Raw genomic sequence first — 18,644 nt, 5'->3', positions numbered from 1 at the left:
CACGGGGTCTCTATGGGGCCAGCAGTGGGGGTGTTCGCCGAGGCTAGGCTCCGTGAGCGCTCGACATGGTGGTGGAGGCTCCTCGGAGAGCCTCGCGGGCTGGGGCTCGCAGTCCCCGTGGACAGGGTGACGTGGAGCATCGGGTCCCTGGAGAGGGTAGGGTGGAGCAGGGAGGCCCTCCTCGAGCTGACAAGCCGTGATGATGTCCTAGAGGCTATCCTGCCCGACGCTAGGATGCTCGTGGAGAGGGCAGCTGGGCTAGGGTTCACCCTGGTAACCGGTCCCGACCTGACGCTGCGAACCGAGGACCCGTGTGGCCCCGCGCACCGCCTCGTGGAGGTTAACCTCGAGTTCTGTAGGGTTGCGGAGGATGCGGGTCTCACATGCATGCCTGTCGTGAAGCCCTGCCGGTGCACCGGAGCCTACCTGGCCTACCTCGAGGCCGGCTACGACACCGTCTATTACAACGCGTCTTTCGACCTGAGGGAGGAGTTGGGTAGAGTAGTGAGGTTCACCGCGAGGCTCGGGAAGCTCGGGTTCAGGGTGATGGTGAGAACCTCCAACCCAACTGCGGTTGGAGCAGACGGTTACATACTCACCTCGTGTGTCGCGGGAGTAAGGTTCGGTTGGTCTCCGTTGAGAGGGAGGACGGGCAAGCGTGGTATGGAGGCTTGTGCGGCGGCTCTCGAGGATGCACTCGCCCTACTGCCGCCTTAGGAGACCCACCCACCCTACCACGCGTAGCCACTGCGGGGCCCCGGCCCGAGAGGATGGGGGTGTGTAGCGTGGCTAGGGTGGCTGGGTTCCGTGCGGTGAGCCTAGGCGTGCAGGCTCTCGTTATCCTCGGCATCGCTGTTGCCGTTGCCCTGATAGCCGGGGGCATCATAATGTCGCAGACGAGGACGCTGGCCTCGAAGGGCGCCACCCTATCGGTTATTGTTGACGCTCACGACGCTGGTGATGGATACACGGCCGTCACGGTGACCGTGAAGAACAATGGCCCTGAGACGGTTACCATAAATAACCTCCAGCTCTACGTCAACGGGAATAGCGTGTCCTGCACATGGGATCCGCTGCCCCCGGTGACCGTCAAGGCTGGCAGCTCAGCATCCTTCACCACCGTCTGCTACACCGGCGCCACAGTCGGCGACAAGGTGACTGTCGAGGTATCAGGGTACACCAGCCTAACCAACACCCAGGTCTCGGTATCCGGCAACGCAGAGATACTACCGTGAAGAGAGGGAGGAGGCGATGGAGATACCATCGCAACTCCTCTACGCCACCATAGCCATAGCGGCGTTTGCCGCCGCCCTCGGCATCCTCTACCCGCGTCTCGCTGCCGTGCAGCACACCGGGCAGCCGCCGATACTCGAGATCCAGATCCACGTGTTGAGAATAGCCAATGTAAACGGCACGGTCCACATAACAGTGGCCCTAGAGCCCCACGAACCAGTATGGCTGCTCAAGTGGTGCCTAGGCGGCCACTGCTACACCAAGACAATGCCAGTGTCGCAAGCAACAATCATAGACCTGGTGGATGTGGATCACGCGTACAACCCTGGTGTTAAGCTCGTAATGTGCTACCAGAGGCTGGAGGCTGGGCAAGCACCACCAGCCAGGTGTATCTCAACGCGACTCCCCTAGCCCCACTGCGTTTTTCGCTCCATCCTCCCCGGGTGGAGGGTATGAGGGAGGCACCCGCGCTCCTCCTCCTCGCGATACTCGGGTCTATCGCGGCGGCAACGCTCCTCGCCCTGAGGCCCCCGTCCCTACCCTCGCCGGGCGCCATGGCGCCTGTGGCGGCCGTGTCGACGGGCCAGGGCGAGGCGACTGTGGTGGCGGCCAACCCCTACGGGCAGAACCTCACCATCAACCTCTTCCTCGGCAATACGAGCCTGGGGGCCACGCTGGGGGCCGAGACAGGCCTAGCGGCCTGGATACCCGTAGAATCGGTGTATAGCTACACGGGTTGTATCCTACCCGGAGATACGATCGACCTGACGAGCGGCCGTAGGCTAGTGAGTCTAATGGTGTACGCTGGTGGTGAGCAGCTGAGGAGAGAGCTTGCAGAGTGCGGGGCAAGGCTCCTGTCGCTAGCCGACCTCGCGAGGCTCCTCAACGAGTCTGCCAGTGGGGCTGTGGTCAGGGTGTACAACTCAACCACGTTGCTTCTAGACGGGTTTGGGAGAGGCTCCTGGCGAGTCGATATAGACGCGGATTACGCGGTTTTCCGTGTGGAGGGGCTCGGCGGGCAGGTGGCGCAATCGCTCTGGTGCTGCATCGGGATATATTGCGGTGTTGAGAGGCGGCCTGGTGTAGCCTACCAAGCTTGCAACATCTGCTGGCATCCCAGGGTGTGCAGCGTCCCTGTTATTAACGGCTGGTATGTGGCCACGAGGCCCTTCTACATCGGCGTCTACTCGAGGTACCAGTATGCCGTGGTTGGCACGTCGACCACGATAGCCTTTGTTGAGAAGATGCTCTACAAGAACTATTACACTGGCACATCGAGGGTAAGATACACGGTGTACGCGTGGGCCTCGCTGGCGAGGAGCGAGGCGAAGAGCGCAACCATAGTGTGGTTGAACGCCACCGGCGTGACCAGCGTCAACATAAGCGGCGTGGTCTACAAGCTCTACGTCCCGGGGTGGGCGGAGAAGAGCGCAGTCATACGCGACGAGGTGAAGGGCATAACGCTGCATGTTATCGTGCGCGGCGAGCGTATGACCGTACACCCTCTGACCAGGTACCCCGCTGATTATGTCGCCGTTCTCCCCCCGTGGGTCTACCGCTACTACTGGTGGTACCCGAACATCACCGGGTATGTCAACTCCATCGTAGACCCCTACTGGCTAACCTACGGGTGGACTTACCCGTGGGTCCCGGCGGCCGAGGCCGTGCTCGTCACATTCCGGTACGTGGCGTTTAACAGCGGACCTGTCACCATCACAGCGCCGCCCGCCTCGGTCGTCTGCTGGTGGATCGACTATGACCGCGACGGTGTGCGTGACGCGGGCGAGGTGGCGTGCACCTGGACCCGGGACGGGAGGATCACCCTCAACCTCCCATCCATAGACGCTTACAACGCGAGCATCTGGGTCGCCTCGACGGCCTCGGGGGCCCAGAGCCTGGCGGTTCTTCCGGGCGGCGGCCTCGAGGCCACCGGCGTCGACGTGGAGGGCCTGGTGCTCAACGCGACGCTCCCCGGCGGCTCTCTAGAGGTGCAGCCGGGCACTGTGGTCTACGCGGAGGCCGCGTGCACCACGAGCTTGACGCTCGTCGACTCGGCTGGGCACAGGGTAGTCGCAGAGCCGGAGGGCAACGCCGTGAGGGTAACGGCTGGCTCTAGGAGCGAGACGCTGCCGTGCAGTGGCGGCTACCGCATCTACTGGCTCGCGGGCCTCGTAACGATCGAGACCGGCGAGGCCACAGCGTCGATACCCTACACGGCGCCAGTAGGCACAGTGAGGCTCGAGGCGGGCGGCGACGCCTGGATGGGGCTACTCCCCCAAGGGTAGAGAAGTATAACTATACCGTTATCTTGCGCTGGCATCTGGGAGTATGGTGAGCATGGTGAGTGGCAAGCCGAGGATCAGAGATATCGAGATGAGAATAAGGAAGCTCGAGGACGAGGTTAGGGCGACGCGTGAGAGGATCAGGACATTCGAGGAGAGGTATGGGATGTCCTCCGAGGAGTTCCTGGGGCGCTTTCTCCGCGGCGAGCTGGGCGACGAGCAGGACTTCATCGAGTGGTATGGTGAACTCGTCTTCCTCGAGATGGCGCGGAGGGAGCTTAGGGAGGTGAGAGGTCTTAGAGAGAGGCTTGCTCGCAGAGTATACGAGAGGAGTGATAGAGAAGCTGTGGAGGCTTAGCAAGCTGATAACATACTCGAGCATCACCATGGAGGTGAGGTCGCCGACTAGGCTCGTGTTGAGAGGGTTAATCAGGTTCGTGGATGGATCCAGGCTGCACTTCCTCGAGTATCTCGTCTCGCGGGGCGAGAGGGTCGAGAGGATAGCCTATCGCTTCCACTACGAGGATCCCCATGGTAACCTCAGATTCCGCTATGATAACGCCCCGCACCACCCAGAGCTACCAACCCACCCGCACCACAAGCACCTAAGCGATGGGAGTGTCGTACCGGCGGAAGAGCCCTCGCTACCAGCCATACTGGACGAGATACGCTCACTCCTCGCGGCGGAGCTCGGAGACGCCGAACCCTAGGACCCCTCCAGCCCGGATGCCAGCCACGTTATATGATACGGTTCTTTCTCCACACTTGTCCCGGGGCCGCGCGTTGGAGGTCGTGGAGGCTGTCTATGAGGGGGGTGTGTTGCGCCCCCTTAGGCGGGTGAACCTGAGGGACGGCGAGAGGGTCGTGATAGTGATCGTCCGGGGGTCTGGGGGGCTCGCCGAGGCTATACGCAGGTTGTCGCGCGAGTATAGCGGTGTGCGCGAGGATCCCCTGAAGAGCTTGACCGGGGGCCGGCGTTGATAGTCCTGGATACCTCCGTCTACGTGGATGCGCTGATACGCTTCGACGCCGAGAGGAGCAGGAGGAGCCTACGCGTGATCGACGTGGTGTCTAGGAGGAACCTCCCGGTGTACGCCCCGATGCTCCTTGTGGTCGAGCTTAGCGGCGTGCTGGCCAGGTACAGGCCGGAGAGAGCCGCGTCGCACGTCGCCGAGATAACGAGGTTCGTCAACCTCGTGGGCTACGACACTCTGCACGAGGAGGCCGTGGAGGTCGCGCTTAGAACCGGGTGTAGGGCCGCAGACGCGTTCTTCATAGCCTGCGCGAGGGTAACCGGGTCCATCCTCGCCACGTGCGACAGGATACAGGCTGTTAACGCGAGGAGGGCTGGCGTAGAAGCCTACTACCTGCTCGACGACGGCGAGTACCGGAGGCTAACAGCGAGGCTCGAAAGCGTCTAGACCAGCACCCCCGCACAACACCCGGCCCTCTCCTATACAGGCGTCCAACCGCGGTTAAGACTGGTGAACGAGTGCTCGGAGCTCGCCCGTGGAGGCCGAACATTCGTTCGCATGGTGTTACCCTGATGGCGCCACCGGGATACGGGCCCCGTCCATGGCTGCTACGCATGGAGTACATTCGCTCGCCCCTCTCCCTCCCCGGGCGAACTGGCGTACCGTGAGTGGCTACAACCGCGGTTGGAGCCGGCGCCCCGAGACCCTCCAGGCGTAGCCGGACTCCATAGACTCTTGTCTCGCTCCAACCGCGGTTGACTCGGCTCCGCGTATAGTACCCGTGGCGTGATAACGCCTCGACGATAGTCTACCCGTGCAACCGCGGTTGCACCCGCGCCGGGATGGTGTCCGTGTGGAGGGGCTCCCCGGGACCCGGCCACTGCGGGGCCCTGGGGGAGGGGTGGAGGGTGGCGGGTGGTGGCGTGGGGGAGGCTGCGGGGCCAGACGGTGCTGCCGGCCGTCGTCGCCCTCATGGCGATCATCCTCTTCGCCCAGGTGGCCGTCTACTCGATCCAGCTGCAGGGGCTCCAGGCGCAGCTGAGGATCGCCGAGGAGAAGCTTATCGCAGAGAGGCAGCTCCAGACCCAGTTCAAACTCGTCGACTACGAGTGGATCCCCGTCGACGAGTACAGGGCTAGGCTCAGGGTCACACTGCAGAACGTGGGGCGCTTCGGAGCCAAGATAGTCTACCTGGCGGTCGCCCTCGAGGATAACTCTCGATACCCGCCACTATGGCTCTGGAGCCAGGAGTGGAAGGCGCCAGGAGCACTCGGCGATATCCCACAGGAGCTGAGGGTGGAGGCCCCGGAGTGGAGCAGCGACGGCTACCCCGTCGTCAAGCCGGGAGGCTACATCACAATCGAGACAACCGAGCCGATAATCCTCCCAATGCTATACCACAACCCCAACACGACCATCGCGGTGTACGTAGCCACCATCCACGGGACACAAGTCCTCAGGATACTGGGCAAGCCGGGCTGCATAGAGGTAGACGCTTGGGTTGAGGGAACCCCTGCAAACATCCTAAGTGTTAGGATCGAGCGTGGCGCATCCCAGTGGCCAGCGGAGCTAGTCTCCAATGACCCAGGGTACCTGAAGCTGTGTGGCCTCGCACCCGGCGAGTACACGGTCAAGATCACGGCACAATCCGGCTCAACAACCGTCGACAGAACCTACAGGGTGACGCTCAGGGACGGCGAGGTCAAGACGATAGTCATAGACTATGGGAGGAGCCCGACACCACAGCCTAGTAAACCCGGTCCGAGCATAATCCTCTCGTTCGACGACGTCTCGACACTCCAGGGCTGGTGGGGATACGCCGCCGAGGGCATCGTGGCGTACTCTGGGAGCGTGGTGAAACCCTGGGTGGACAGGGATCACGGTCTGGGCTTAACCTGCAACGCGACTGCAGGGGCTTGCAACATCACCATACACCCGAGGGTTGTGGAGGGCCGCTACACGCTCCGCATCGACCTGTGGGTTAGGGACCCGTGTGCGGAGCTCGGCTGCCCCGCAGACCTGACGGCAAAGAAGGCGCTCACCGACGGCTCCTCAACAAACCACACCGAGACCCTCCTGCTCAACGCTACCCTGAGGCTGAGGATCTACCTAGGCGGCAAGCTGCTCTTCGATAATGACCTTGCCGACATCATCCCCGTGGAGAACCCTGAGCTGTTCACGGGCGCTACGAACGCAACGTTGCTCAGGTATGGCGGCTGTATCATGGCGGTGTCTGACGCTCTGCAACCGGGTCAGGTAGACGCGGATGCAGACGTAACCATCATATGCCGCGGTGTCAACCTCACTATCGATTCGCCGATAGTAGTGAGCCTATGGTATAACATCAGCAGAGCCAGGGCTGGAGCGGCGCCATTCAACCAGATTGACACTCTCTACGCGTTTAGCGTGTGGCGCGTGGAGCTCGTACCGGAGGCCGCGAAGCCAGCCGTGTGGACCGGCACACTATGGCCCGGCGATTTAATCAGGGTTGTAAAGATCAACGCGACGGACTATGAGGTTGTGAAGGAGGCGGAGGGTCTCATCTCGTACTACTGCTTCGAGAGCGAGCTGGAACCCTGCGCAGGCGAGGATCTCGGCCTCCAACTCTGGGGTAATTACACGCTGGTAACCTACGAGGACACGAACCTCGGCAATGCCCTGAAACTGTGGGTAGAGTGGCCAAGGGCAGGCCTAATCTTCAACGTGAGCTGCGACGGGGGCTGCGTAGTGTACGCGTACCTGATGGGCTTCTACGGCAGGGTACCCGGCGCCTGGGGCTCCGACGTACTAGCACAGACGATACCCTACGTGTATGTGGACGATGTGTTCAGGAGGAAGCTATGGGCACCGCTCACATGGAGGCTAATGAGGGAGGTGCTACCCCCAGGAGCTCACACCGTCAACATAACATTCTACATCGAGTCCCCGCCGACAGCGCCAACGGTACCGATACCAGCGTGGGTAGCGAAGCTCCTCGTGGCTAGCAACCCCTACGTGACGATAACAGGGGTGCCGATAGGCAGCCAGGTGTACATCTACGATGCTGCTACCGGAGCACTCCTATACCACGTGGTGGCGCTCAACGAGACGCTCAGGATCCCATACGAGGAGCTGGGCGTCTGGAGAACCCCGCTAACAGCCAGGATAGTGGTCATCCCGCCGTAGCGTTGAAAGCGTCGCTTGGGATCCTACACCCCACCCATGTTTTTACAACCCTGTATATCTCGGGCGGATATGCCTGCTTGCCTAGATGCACCCTCGCGCCTATCTTCGCAATCTCCCTCCAAAGGCTTGTCACATAACCCGTGTCGTCGAAGAGCCAGCAGATGATCCTCTTCCCACTCTCCGGGTTTACGGCAAGGAGCCCATAGCACCAACCGCGGTAGGCCACTGGTCTCTCTCTACAGAGGAGTGTAGACTCGTGTGGCGGGTTACCGGGGGTGTAGAGGAGGTAGACTGGCAAGCCTAGCATCCTCAGTGCCCTGAATGTCCACTCAGACCATTGCCAACATACACCGCCATTGATCAACCAGTTTGGCGGATATGGGTCGGTGTCGTCGCCGCCGTAGATGATCCAGTAGCTCGCCTTAACCGCCTCGTCGGGTGTGCAGACGCGCAGCTCCCACATGAACCTCGCCAACGACACTATGACGTGCCGCAGGTAGCTGTTGGGGTAGGTGTAGGCGGGATCCCCGTAAACCACTCTAAGCCTCGGAGCCTCGACGACAACATCGACCCCGCAGACGCGCCTCTCCACGCGAAACCAGCCAACGATACGCACGTCGTTAACACTCTCCTCGGCGAGCCTTGGAGAAACCCGAAGCTTAGCCACGTAAGACTCGACCCACTCTCTCCTCAGCAGCTTCTCGAACGCCTCGTGGTCCACCTTGACGACTATCCTGTGTGGCTCTAGTGTGTAGCTCTTTGCGTAGTATGCTGGTTTCAGGTAGTTTGTCACCCTGTAGGCGGTGTTGTTGATCTTCTCGAGGCAGTAGGCTATGCTCGTGGCGTAGACTGTGGCTGTGGGTCTCGCGCGGTAGTAGATCGTAGCGTTGGCGACGCTGCTCAGCTTTACTGTTCTCGTCGTGTAGACCCAGTCTGCCGTCCTCCACGAGACCCCTAGAGGGCCGTTATGAGGCCCAGGCTTGTAGGCTAGCAGGAGGCCGGACGGGCAAGGCGCGTCGTGAAACACGCCCTTGTAGAGCGGGGTTCTAACCAGCCTCCAGCCGCTCTCCTCAAGGTGTTTGATCTCCTCGAGGGTGATGGTGGTGCCGGGTTTCAGGTCTGGTGTCCAACCGCGGTTGGTCCCGGCGGCGTGCGTGTAGAGGAGGAGGGCGGCGAGGGCGAGGAGAGCCAGGAGTAGGAGCGCCGTGAGCCTCTTCACACTATCACCTCCAGAGGCCGAGGAGTGCTAGGATGAGCGCCGCCACCCCGATGGCGAGCAGGAGGATCCCCTGTATGAGTGTGAGCTTGGGGTAGGGGCTCGGGTCTCTCAACAGCCTCTCCCATATCCTCTCGGCGTCCCGGCTCATTATAGCAGCTTGCAGCACAGCTACCCCGGCGACACCCAGCCCCAGGAGTATGACGATCGTCTGTGCGATCACATCCTTCAGGAATTTTGCGAGCACGAGCATGGAGCCTAGGGCGACAAACCCCATGTTGAACGTCGACCTCGCCTTCTCCTCTAGGCTCTTTGCCCGCTCGAGGTACACCTGGGTTTTGTCGCGCCTCTCCTCGGCCAAGCCCCGCCACCGTGGGGTGTACGCCCTACGTGGTGGTTTAAAGCCTCTGCGGGTGTACACCCCTCGGGGCTGCTGCCTTGCGGTGCAGCGGCGAGAGGATTGTGAAGCTGACGCTCACCACGAAGACCTGGCGAGGAAGGAAGAGGAGGGACTCCTACGTGAAGGTCAGGGTCCCCCTCTATCTCGTCGAGAAGCTCGGGATAGTGGCTTACAGGGTGTGCCTAGACGAGGAGACTGGGAGGATCTTGCTAGAGCCTGTGTACGAGGATGCCGAGAGCGGGAAAGGAGGATAGGTCCAACCGCGGTTGGAGCCTAAGCTAACGGGTGTTGGGATCCGTGATGCTCCGCGCCCACTGCGGTTGACACGCCTCCCAGGCGGGGCCCCGGGTTGCTCGGTAGACAGGGCAACGTGTGGAGGTTCAGGGCTCTGGAGCTTCTCCCGCATCCCGAGATCGACCCGGAGCCTCTTGCCCTGGAGCATCTCTTGGCCAGGCTTCATCGTGGCTGCTTCGAGGTGGTGCACGACGGTAGGCATCTCCGCTTGTACCTGCTGGTTGCTGAGGGTGAGGCTGGTGGCGTGAAGAAGGCTCTGCAGGATCTCTTCGAGGGTAGGCTGGTTGTCGTCGAGGCTAGGCCCCCGGAGCCTCCGAGCAGGGGCTGGGTGGGTGTCGGGAGGCTTGAGAGGGGTTTCTACCACCCGCTCTTCAAGCACACCGAGAAGAAGCCCGTGAGCATAAACACAGCCGCATTGTGGATCGATGCTGTTGAGCCTGGTGTCTTCGTCCAGATATGCTGGGAGCACGAGCCTCGGGCAAAGAGCGTGATCGCAGAGTGGGTGTATAACAGGAGGCGTGGGGGTGGAGAGTCGACGGTCAAGATGGTTGTTAGGGAGCTGCTGGACCTGATAGACCCGTCGTACAGCCCGTATGACGAGTTGATGCGCCGCCAGCATTACATGATGCAGCGGCATCTGCTGCCCGTCGAGAACGAGGAGGTTAGGCAGGCTGAGGCTAAGCTCATGCACCGTCTCTACGCTGTCGCCGTCAGGGTGGTCGCAGATGATAAGGGTAAGGTGGAGCGTGTCTGCGAGGCCTTCCACCAGTTCCACTACAACAACATAGTCTGTAGGATCAAGAGGCTTGACGAGAAGATGCTCGAGAGGATTAGGAGAAGAGAGGTTGAGCATCTGGGCGTCTTCTTCAGGGACAAGAGGCTACCAGTCCTAACACCCAAGGAGCTTGCGGCTCTCGTCAACGTGCCGAGGCCCGTGCCGAGCCTCCCGGTTCGCCTCGGCATCGCTGTCTTAGAGCCGCCGCCCGAGATCGTGAAGATCGGGGAGCTTCCGGGGGAGCTTAGCTTCGATGACCTGAGGAGGCTTGTGGGCGGCAGGCGCGTCGTGCCGCTAGGCTTGTTCGAGGGCACCGCGTACGGCCTTCCTGTCTCCGAGTTCTCGCGTGCACACAAGGCCATCTTCGGGACTACCGGCGCCGGCAAGTCTAGCTACGCGCGTTACCTTATGCTCTCTCTGCTTGCGGCCGAGGGCTGCGGTAGAACCTCAATAGTATACATCGATCCTAACGGCGATGACGCGCTTAAGCTGGTTAAGAGCCTCCCGGAGGAGTGTGTCGATAGGCTCGTCTACATCGATCCGCGCACGGTCGAGTATTATGGCCGCGTGGTTAAGATCAACTTCCTCGAGTACCGGGAGCCCGCCGAGCGCGACAAGCTCCAGGAGACTTTCCTGGGGGCGGTTGCTGCATACTTTCAGAGGTTCTGGGGCCCGAGAACCGAGCACCTGATGAGGATGGCGGTTAAGCTTGTGTTGAGCGCGCCGCCAGGCTCCTACAGCCTTAGCGACGTGTACCGCGTGTTCGTCGATGAGGAGACTCGTGCAAGGTTCCTAGAGTACGTGGAGGATGATGAGGTGGCAGAGTTCTGGGAGGAGCAGTACCCCGCGCTCTTGAAGAAGGCGCCGGATGCGGTCCAGTCGGTTCTCAACAAGCTCGGGAAGTTCACCCTGGACCCGTTGATAAGGCCGTTCGTGGAGGCCAAACGCTCCACGGTTGACCTAGGCTGGGCCCTCGACAATGGCTACATTGTTGTCGTTAACATGGGTGCCCTGAAGGGTACTGAGAGCCTCAACTTCTTCGGCTCCCTGATACTCTCGAGGATCTTTGCGGCGGCCTACGCGCGCGGCGAGCGCGGCGAGGAGGATAGACCAACAGCATTCGTCTTTGTCGACGAGCTTCACAACTTCGTGTCGCCGGCGTTGGCGAGGCTCATAGCGCAGATGATGGCGGAGACCCGGAAGTTCCGCGTGTTCCTGGTCGCCATGACCCAGTATCCCAGGCAGCTCCCCGAGAGGCTGCGTGCCGCGCTCTACGAGCTGGCCAAGCACGTGTTCACCTTCCAGGTCGGCCTTGTCTCTGCCAGGGAGCTTAGGAAGCTATACGAGCCCTACGCCACCGACCACGACCTGATCAACCTCCCCGACTACACGTTCATAGCGCGCATAAGAGTCGGGAAGACGACGCTACGACCATTCACCCTCAGGGCGCCCTACATACCCGTGGAGCTGGGCAGAGGCAACCCCTACCTAGACGACCCGGTTGTCAGGTCTAGGATCGAGGAGAGCCTCGGGCGCCACGGCGCGCCGGTGTCGACAGAGAGGGTTAGCGTCGAGGCCCCGGTGTCGCCACTAGAATGGAGGATCCTTGTTCAGGTCGAGAAGAGCGGTTTGACCCTGGGTAGGCTTGCGGAGCAGCTTGGGCTGGTGAGGGCAGCTCAGGTCGTAGAGTCTCTCCGGCAGAGGGGGTTCCTCGAGCTTAAGGGAGAGCAGCTCATCCTAACCTCTAGGGGCGAGGAGCTACTAGACTTCTCGACGAGGCACGGCGGCGGGTGGCACCGCGAGGCCATCAGGTCTATCGCGGAGGAGCTCGCCGAGAGAGGCTACTATGTCGTGGTTGACAAGGCCGGTGGCGAGGATAGGCCGGATATCGTCGCCCTGAAGCCCCTGGACGACGAGCACTGGGGTGAGGCTCTCTGCGTCGAGGTGGTTAGCGACCCGGAGAGGCACATGACGCACGAGTATACCCTGAAGCTCCTCAAGCGCTGCGTCAGGGCAGGCTGCGGAAGGCTGGTGATCGTCGTCGACCGGGATCCTGGGGTCGTCGAGGAGAGACTGCGGGTGCTCCAACTGCGGTTGAACCGGGTTGCTGCAGCCCTAGGAGCCGACCCAGACCTCTTGGCTGAGCTTCTCGAGACGCTGGAGGTGAGAGTGGTTCCAACCGCGGTTGGAGCAGAGGGTGAAGAGGAGGAAGCCTCCAAGGTACAAGGAGAGAGTGTCGAAGCCAAAGCTGGAGGGAAGTCTATACTCGAGAAGATCCTGGATGAGCTGCCAAGGCTCCTCGAGGAGGGATCGGCCTTTAGGAAGAAGGAGTTTATCGCGCTGACGAGCGAGGCTGTCAAACACCTAGGCTACCAGAGCCTATCCCAGCTGTACAGCGAGCTAAGAAACAGCGGCATTGAGGCTGTCTACAAGACGGTGTGGTACCGGGGCAGGAGTGTTAGGGTCGTCGCGCTACCCGCCAAGCTCCTCGAGCAGCAGTAGACTATGCACCGTGAGGCCCTCACAATACGTTATTATGCTGCGAGGTGGTCGCGACCGAGGCCTCACGAGTCAACACCAGAATGAAAACAACGCGAGCACCTCACAGCACCATGCCGCCGGTCTCTCGTCTATCTCTTCTTGCTCTTCTTGGCCTCTGGTAGCGTGTAGGGGCAGTCGTCGGTAAGTGTCTCGTAGAGTAGCGCCCTGTTTAGCTCTTCGCGTAGCTTCCTGTATAGCTCTTTGAGCCTCTCGTGTAGGTGGCTCTTCCTGATCTTCTCGACTATCCTCTCTGCTATTTCTTCGGCCTTCTCGCGCGGCAGTAGAGGGTCGCCAACGACTGTTACATCCGTCGTTGTGCAGCTTGGCATGGTTCTGGTGAGTTCGTCTACGATGCGCTGCTTTAGAGCCCGGAGCCAGTCTTCTCCCCGCATGAACGCAGCGGCCTGAGGCGCTGCCACGTGGATTGCGCAGCGTACGGCCTCCTCGACAGCCGGGCCGGGCGGCTTCCCGGGGTCTATGCCAGCCTCCCTCAGCGCAGCTTCCACGAGATCTTCTATCTCCGCGTCGAGGCCCGAGCCGCAGACGTGGTCTAGGGGCCCGCAGAGGCTGCGGAGGGCCTCGTAGAGGCCCCGAGTAGCCTCGTGGTTCCCTAGATCCTCGTAGTAGGGTTGAAGGCCGTGGTCGATCATCAAGCGTCTTAGCATGCTGCAGACTGGGAGGTAGCAACCGGCCTCAAAACTCTCCCTAAAACGACTCTCGTGTAGTATCAGTTTAGCCAGTGGCACTATGAGCGCCTCGCGAAGCCTAGACCAGTGCCTATACCTCCGTTCCTCGAGAACCTTGAGGTACTCGGTGTACGGCGTGATGATTAACTGGGGTATGGTGAGAAGGAGCGTCAACGACAGTATAATCGTCTGCAGCACATCCACCAATACGCTCGTGCTGTGCAACGTGCCTTGCAGGATGAGTGCCGACACCAGCACTATAAGAGACGCATACGTTAGTATCATAAGCACCTTCTGAAGCCATTTTGACTCCCTCACAAGCCTTCGGGTAAACTCATAGAGTGTCTCCGAGCCCACGACAATATCACCTCCCCGCTATGATCCTGAGCAGAGCCTTCACGGTCTCCTCTAGGAGTTCGAGGCGTCTCTCGAACTCACGGAGCCTAGCCTCGTCGACACTGTGCCCGGGTCTGGCCCCGGTGCCGGCACACAGCCTGCCCTCGAGCCAATCCTCGACGAGCCGCTTGACAAGCTGGGGGATCGTCGTACCCCTCTCCCTCGCCAACCTCTCCAGCTCAGCGTAACGGGAGGGATCAAGGTAGAACTTGACCGGAGGCACGAAGACAGCCCCAGGTAGGGCACCAGAGACGGGCCCGTATAGGGGCTGCCTCCATTCCCAAGACGAGCTATAAGCGGACGAACCCTGCACCTAGCGCCAGGAACAATAACGGTTCCTATACGAGCCCGTTGAGGGTTTGTTATGATCCCGTCACCGGCCCGTATAGAGGCTGTCCGCAGCCCTTGAACTCCAACCGCGGCTGGAGGGAGTGAACAACCCCAAACGCTTAACAGACAAGACTCTAGCAAGACGTAAGCCGGGGTATCCCGCCCCGCCCGGGGCCAAGGCCGCTCTCATCGGTTCGCACCCTCCTCACGGGTTCGGCCGGTCCACGCTCTCTTCACAGAGCGGCCGAGGCTGCCCCGGGCGGGGGACTCGGGCCCCGGTGTACCCCCCGGTACACTGGTCCTACCCTCGCTCCCTATCGGCATGCAAGGCAAGTGATACCACAGTATCACTGGCAATTCTTTCCGCTCGTCTCTGAGGAAAGGGGATGATTAGCGTCCCCCACTGCCGTTGCCTGTCGCCCGAGGAGCCCTGTGTAGACGCATAACACGCTCGTAACACACACGTTTGCCCTGAATGCCTTGTGGCGAGACGCGGCACCGCACCTGCCCAACCGCGGTTGTACACGGTGAATGGAGCAGATACCATCGCCACATACACCCGGGTGTCACGAGGTCGCAAGGCTTGAGGAGCGAGTAGGCTCAAGCGTGTACTGCAACCGGGGGCCAGACACAACGGGTACACGCCGGTATGCGCTTCGAGGAGTACATCCGCAAGACCGCGCCGCTAAGCTACCGGGACTACATGAGGTACTGGGAGGGGTACCACAGCATCATAGAGTCTCTCGGGTTCGAGAGGCTCCCGTGCAACAAGTGGGTCCTGAAGCTCGCGTCAAAGTGGCTCTCGTGGGCGGCCAGCGAAGGGAGGATTAGCCTCGAGGAGGAGGCGCGGGCCCGTAGGCTCCTGGCGCTCAAGAGGCTCGCCTGCGGGAGGGTGATCGAGGGGAGGAGGGGCGAGGGCTGGGAGCGCTGTGAGGACTGGGGTAGAGTGGAGCTCGACGAGAAGGAGTGGGCGCAGACGTTACAACAAGCTGTCCTGTGGAGCGGAAGCCGCTTGAAACACCTGTGGCTCCTCCCGAGGTTCACGTCGAAGAGGCGGATCGCCGCGGGCCTAGCCGTCTACGACCTGAAGGCAACGATAGGCAGGAAGCGCGTCAACGTCATCATACTCCCGGTTGATCTCGAGGAGAGGTTGTTGCGTGTTGTCAAGGAGTATAGTTACGAATCGAGAAGAGAAATCAAAGGGACACCGGCAACCTGCCTGCGCAAGATCCACTATGAACTCTGCTTGGCGACGGCAAGTGGCGAGGAGGAGCTGCTATGCAGCTTTCTTCACGGACGTCACAGGCCTGTGTCAGTAAAGCACTACATGATGTACGTGGCGCACTCGGTGAGAAAGACCCTCGAGATGAAGCCTGGGATAGAGGCGTTGCTGAACGGCTCGACGATAGAGGAGGCGATAGAGAAGATCCTAGCCTCTAGGAGGGCCTCTACAGGCGTCGACAGGGCTCCGGTCGACAACCAGCACGAGCCTACCACCAACGTCTATGACGTTGAAGGAGAGGCAGTCGCCACGCCTCAGGCCAAGCAACTTGACAATATCAACGGGCAGGGTTACAACGTACTGCTCCTTGCCGCCAGGCTTTACCTTGACCTGAACCCTCGCATAACGCGTTAACACCACACGCGCGTTAAGCAATAATCGACACCCGGTGCCTAACGAGGCGCACTCCTACACCATAAACCCTCTTGAATGCCACCATGCAAGAACCCTCAATGAACCCTCAAAGAGGGTTCCCGAGACCACTCTCCAGACCGGTCACGAGAACCCTCAACCCATGAAGAGGCTCAACCGACCTGCTAAGCCGGTGGGGGCAACCCCGCGCGGGTTCAAATCCCGCCCCCGGCGCCATACATTCTTCTCAATCTATGTTGACGGTGTCGGCATGTTGATGAGTGTTCGTACTTATTATAGTTCGGTTTGACTTGCATGACTTATTCAGCCCTTGATGCTCCCGGAGAGGTTTCCGCCGGACACTGCACACTAGTGGGGGCCGGGTTAGTCGTTACACTCATCGCGGATTGCTCACTCTCGGCATCACTGACTTTTCTCATGGCAGCCTCGAGGCTTGAGAAGAGACTGGAACGGATAGGGCCTCTAGTGAGGGACGCTGTGATTGTCACCCTCGGAACATGATCGTCTTGGCCCTAGCAGCCGCCATGGCGAGAGGAGCTGGATGTTCTCGTAAGGACTCTCGCCGCGCCTGAGTTGCTAGAGCATAGTGGCAGTGCAGCGATGTTGCGTAGAGAGGGGCTCAAGAGGCTCGCGGCGATAGCGGGGTGGTTGGGTTGTACGTGTGTCCGTTCTGCGGGCGCAGCTACAAGCAACTATCCAGCCTCAAGAGGCACGTCAAGAGGATGCACGTGTTTCCAGCTTCTTGTTGTCGCCGTGGTTTTAACAACTGTTGGAGGCGTAAGCAGTGAATACTTGTGCACATTTCCTACAGTTTTTCCGATTTCTTAAAAGTTGCATAAGATACTATAATTAGCGTTCTTTATCTTCACTTCAAAGCTCAGAACCGAAAGTTACTCATGTATTAGATGTGCTGGGCAACGTTTCCTCACAGTCTAAAACTTCTACAATTTAAGTTTCTCTGGGGAGTGCCCGCATAGTGCACTAGGGTCTACTTTATAACAAGTATTAGGAGGCTAGCTTGCTGGTGACAATGTGTATCCGGAGCTCCAGTTTATTACCGGTCCTCTAGCAACCCTCTATGTCGTCTCCTACCTCTGCACGCATCTCGAGCATGTTGATCCACGCTTGTTGACTCTCGTGGAAAACCCGATCGCTATTTCAAGGTTCGCGTTTGAAGCCGAGCGTAGAGGAGCTTGGTGCAGTCTCGCAAAGTGCCTAGCGGGCCGAGAGTGTGATACTGGCACCTCGATGCATGCTCGTGTATTCCATAGCGTTGAGGCTGCGAGCTTCGACAGTATAGCCGATGTTGAAGGCTTGCAAGACGCGTGTAGGAGGATTCTTGCAGACACTTGGGGTAGATTCATACGCTTCTGTCAGGGCGCGTTTAGCGAGAAACCTCGCTTAAAGAGGTTAGCGGTTATACTTGCACCTTCTCTAACCCCGCGCCTCGACGCTAGCGTGGTATGCACCGACAACCAAACCCTATACATTGCAGCCCTTGTACACCCGACCGTAGAGCCGAGACAACTCGTAGACCTTGTCTACCACGAGGTTATGCACGAACTTCTACACGGCAAGGTCGATGAAGAACTAGAGGAGAAGATTATAGATGCTCTTGCCCCCGAGGGCGTACTATCCAAACACCTGGGCCTAACCGAGAGAGCGTTCTGCAGGGACGCGCTCTGCAAACTGTTAGAGCGTTACGTCGAAAACAGATTGTACGAAAAGGGTTAGCCTAATGGAGCTTATTGCGTGAACCGTGGAGGAACAATGTAACACGCGAAGCATACAACGTATTACCGGAGGCTGTGGAGCCACGCATTGCACTCAATCGCCTCTCGCCCTCGCCGGGTGCGCGACGAAGAGAGACAAACACACATCCTGGGGGCTGTTAGTGCAACGCTCACAGACAAGACTATAGGAGTACCATTGTTAGCCATACAGCCGCTCACACGGATCGCAACAACATAATTATGGTTTAGCACGGCTTAGCTACACTTTCACAAAAATCTTCGCAATCTCGAGCCTAAAGAGGCTGGGCTAACATGGCGAACACGCTATGTTATGCCCTCTTGGCCGGATTCTGCACTCGATATCTCTCCACTCTTGGCTCAATAACTAGACAGATTAGACAGCTTATTATTATCCTCAGGGCCTACTGCCAGGTAGACGATATCGGCTTCGACGCATCCAACGTTCTGAAGTACAACGTGCACCGCAAGAATAGCACTTGCCAACTCAGCGGGTCGCATGGTCTCCACGGAGCTAGAAGAGACATAGTCACTGGTCAGGATGGGATACAGGAGTACCATGCCCTCTGCAACACTGGGTATAGGATCACTAGCGATCAAACAGCCTCACAACCATAAAGACGAGGCAGCCTCTACCATCATACTTTACGCGACGCCGAGCGGAAGAATCAAGCTAAAGGCAGACAGAGGCGTGGGTGTCTACTGCCTGCCGGGTAGCCGCGGCCTCCTCGAGGTCTTGTAAGCCGTTATAACTATCCACTGATTGCACTCGACCCGGTACACCACGACGATGTACTTGTCGCCCATCCTCTTCCAGCATCTAAGTGCACCCCTGGACTCCTCGGTATAGTCTGGGTTTTGGATGCACACCTTCACCTCTTCGAGGCTGATACCCCTCTCCCTCAGCCTCTCCTCAGCGTGCCTGGTTAGGCGTATCCTCAAACTAC

General features: G+C 59.8%; 19 protein-coding genes. 14 read left to right on the top strand and 5 right to left on the bottom strand.

Going from position 1 to position 18,644, the window contains the following annotated elements; translation table 11 throughout:
• Positions 1-12: 12 nt before the first annotated feature.
• The 9 genes from PYRFU_RS01750 to PYRFU_RS01710 all read left to right on the top strand — a co-directional run bounded on the left by PYRFU_RS01750 (position 13) and on the right by PYRFU_RS01710 (position 7,654).
• A complete protein-coding gene (locus PYRFU_RS01750; RefSeq protein WP_014025888.1) occupies positions 13-717 on the top strand; it encodes a hypothetical protein in 705 nt (234 codons plus the stop codon).
• 68 nt (positions 718-785) lie between these two features.
• On the top strand, positions 786-1,235 hold the full coding sequence (locus PYRFU_RS01745) for a hypothetical protein (RefSeq protein ID WP_014025887.1): 450 nt from the start codon (positions 786-788) through the stop codon (positions 1,233-1,235).
• 16 nt (positions 1,236-1,251) lie between these two features.
• The gene (locus PYRFU_RS01740; RefSeq protein WP_014025886.1) at positions 1,252-1,644 is read left to right on the top strand and encodes a hypothetical protein; all 393 of its coding nucleotides are present in this window, start codon (positions 1,252-1,254) and stop codon (positions 1,642-1,644) included.
• 41 nt (positions 1,645-1,685) lie between these two features.
• Positions 1,686-3,518 (top strand): hypothetical protein, encoded by a 1,833-nt coding sequence (locus tag PYRFU_RS01735; protein ID WP_014025885.1) that lies wholly within the window; start codon positions 1,686-1,688, stop codon positions 3,516-3,518.
• Between the two features lie 52 nt (positions 3,519-3,570).
• Positions 3,571-3,873, top strand: coding sequence for a hypothetical protein (locus PYRFU_RS01730; protein WP_014025884.1), 303 nt, complete (start codon positions 3,571-3,573; stop codon positions 3,871-3,873).
• Complete coding sequence (locus PYRFU_RS01725; RefSeq protein ID WP_014025883.1) at positions 3,824-4,225, top strand: toxin-antitoxin system TumE family protein; 402 nt, start codon at positions 3,824-3,826, stop codon at positions 4,223-4,225. The genes PYRFU_RS01730 and PYRFU_RS01725 overlap by 50 nt, the downstream gene beginning before the upstream one ends.
• An 82-nt stretch (positions 4,226-4,307) precedes the next feature.
• Positions 4,308-4,496, top strand: a complete 189-nt coding sequence (locus PYRFU_RS01720) for an antitoxin family protein (RefSeq protein WP_244403881.1) — start codon at positions 4,308-4,310, stop codon at positions 4,494-4,496.
• The gene (locus PYRFU_RS01715; RefSeq protein WP_014025881.1) at positions 4,493-4,936 is read left to right on the top strand and encodes a type II toxin-antitoxin system VapC family toxin; all 444 of its coding nucleotides are present in this window, start codon (positions 4,493-4,495) and stop codon (positions 4,934-4,936) included. The genes PYRFU_RS01720 and PYRFU_RS01715 overlap by 4 nt, the downstream gene beginning before the upstream one ends.
• A 471-nt stretch (positions 4,937-5,407) precedes the next feature.
• Positions 5,408-7,654 carry a hypothetical protein gene (locus tag PYRFU_RS01710; protein WP_048191336.1) on the top strand — a complete coding sequence of 749 codons (2,247 nt, stop codon included), beginning with the start codon at positions 5,408-5,410 and terminating at the stop codon, positions 7,652-7,654.
• Here PYRFU_RS01710 and PYRFU_RS01705 read toward each other — a convergent pair.
• The gene (locus PYRFU_RS01705; RefSeq protein ID WP_014025879.1) at positions 7,641-8,873 is read right to left on the bottom strand and encodes a hypothetical protein; all 1,233 of its coding nucleotides are present in this window, start codon (positions 8,871-8,873) and stop codon (positions 7,641-7,643) included. The two genes, PYRFU_RS01710 and PYRFU_RS01705, sit on opposite strands and share 14 nt — an antisense overlap.
• A 4-nt stretch (positions 8,874-8,877) precedes the next feature.
• On the bottom strand, positions 8,878-9,231 hold the full coding sequence (locus tag PYRFU_RS01700; protein ID WP_014025878.1) for a hypothetical protein: 354 nt from the start codon (positions 9,229-9,231) through the stop codon (positions 8,878-8,880).
• Positions 9,232-9,308: 77 nt separating this feature from the next.
• Here PYRFU_RS01700 and PYRFU_RS01695 point away from each other — a divergent pair, with 77 nt between their 5' ends.
• Positions 9,309-9,524 carry a hypothetical protein gene (locus PYRFU_RS01695; protein ID WP_014025877.1) on the top strand — a complete coding sequence of 72 codons (216 nt, stop codon included), beginning with the start codon at positions 9,309-9,311 and terminating at the stop codon, positions 9,522-9,524.
• A 95-nt stretch (positions 9,525-9,619) separates the two neighbouring features.
• Entirely contained in the window at positions 9,620-12,841 is a 3,222-nt protein-coding gene (locus PYRFU_RS01690) for a type IV secretory system conjugative DNA transfer family protein (protein WP_014025876.1), read from the top strand.
• Between the two features lie 128 nt (positions 12,842-12,969).
• On the opposite strand, the gene PYRFU_RS01685 is transcribed toward PYRFU_RS01690, so the two are convergent.
• A complete protein-coding gene (locus PYRFU_RS01685) occupies positions 12,970-13,923 on the bottom strand; it encodes a hypothetical protein (protein WP_014025875.1) in 954 nt (317 codons plus the stop codon).
• A 7-nt stretch (positions 13,924-13,930) separates the two neighbouring features.
• Complete coding sequence (locus tag PYRFU_RS01680) at positions 13,931-14,185, bottom strand: ribbon-helix-helix protein, CopG family (RefSeq protein WP_014025874.1); 255 nt, start codon at positions 14,183-14,185, stop codon at positions 13,931-13,933.
• A 756-nt stretch (positions 14,186-14,941) separates the two neighbouring features.
• Here PYRFU_RS01680 and PYRFU_RS01675 point away from each other — a divergent pair.
• From PYRFU_RS01675 to PYRFU_RS01670, 3 genes are all read left to right on the top strand, one after another.
• A complete protein-coding gene (locus PYRFU_RS01675) occupies positions 14,942-15,928 on the top strand; it encodes an integrase (RefSeq protein ID WP_014025873.1) in 987 nt (328 codons plus the stop codon).
• Positions 15,929-16,605: 677 nt separating this feature from the next.
• The gene (locus PYRFU_RS10330) at positions 16,606-16,734 is read left to right on the top strand and encodes a C2H2-type zinc finger protein (RefSeq protein WP_244403880.1); all 129 of its coding nucleotides are present in this window, start codon (positions 16,606-16,608) and stop codon (positions 16,732-16,734) included.
• A gap of 244 nt (positions 16,735-16,978) precedes the next feature.
• Positions 16,979-17,680 carry a hypothetical protein gene (locus tag PYRFU_RS01670; protein ID WP_014025872.1) on the top strand — a complete coding sequence of 234 codons (702 nt, stop codon included), beginning with the start codon at positions 16,979-16,981 and terminating at the stop codon, positions 17,678-17,680.
• Positions 17,681-18,396: 716 nt separating this feature from the next.
• Here PYRFU_RS01670 and PYRFU_RS01660 read toward each other — a convergent pair.
• The gene (locus PYRFU_RS01660; protein WP_014025870.1) at positions 18,397-18,639 is read right to left on the bottom strand and encodes a DUF4258 domain-containing protein; all 243 of its coding nucleotides are present in this window, start codon (positions 18,637-18,639) and stop codon (positions 18,397-18,399) included.
• Between the last annotated feature and the right edge of the window lie 5 nt (positions 18,640-18,644).

Origin of the sequence: Pyrolobus fumarii 1A, from assembly GCF_000223395.1 — an archaeon.
GTDB classification, from domain to species: Archaea; Thermoproteota; Thermoprotei_A; order Sulfolobales; family Pyrodictiaceae; genus Pyrolobus; species Pyrolobus fumarii.
This window is presented reverse-complemented; position numbering and strand designations above follow the sequence as displayed.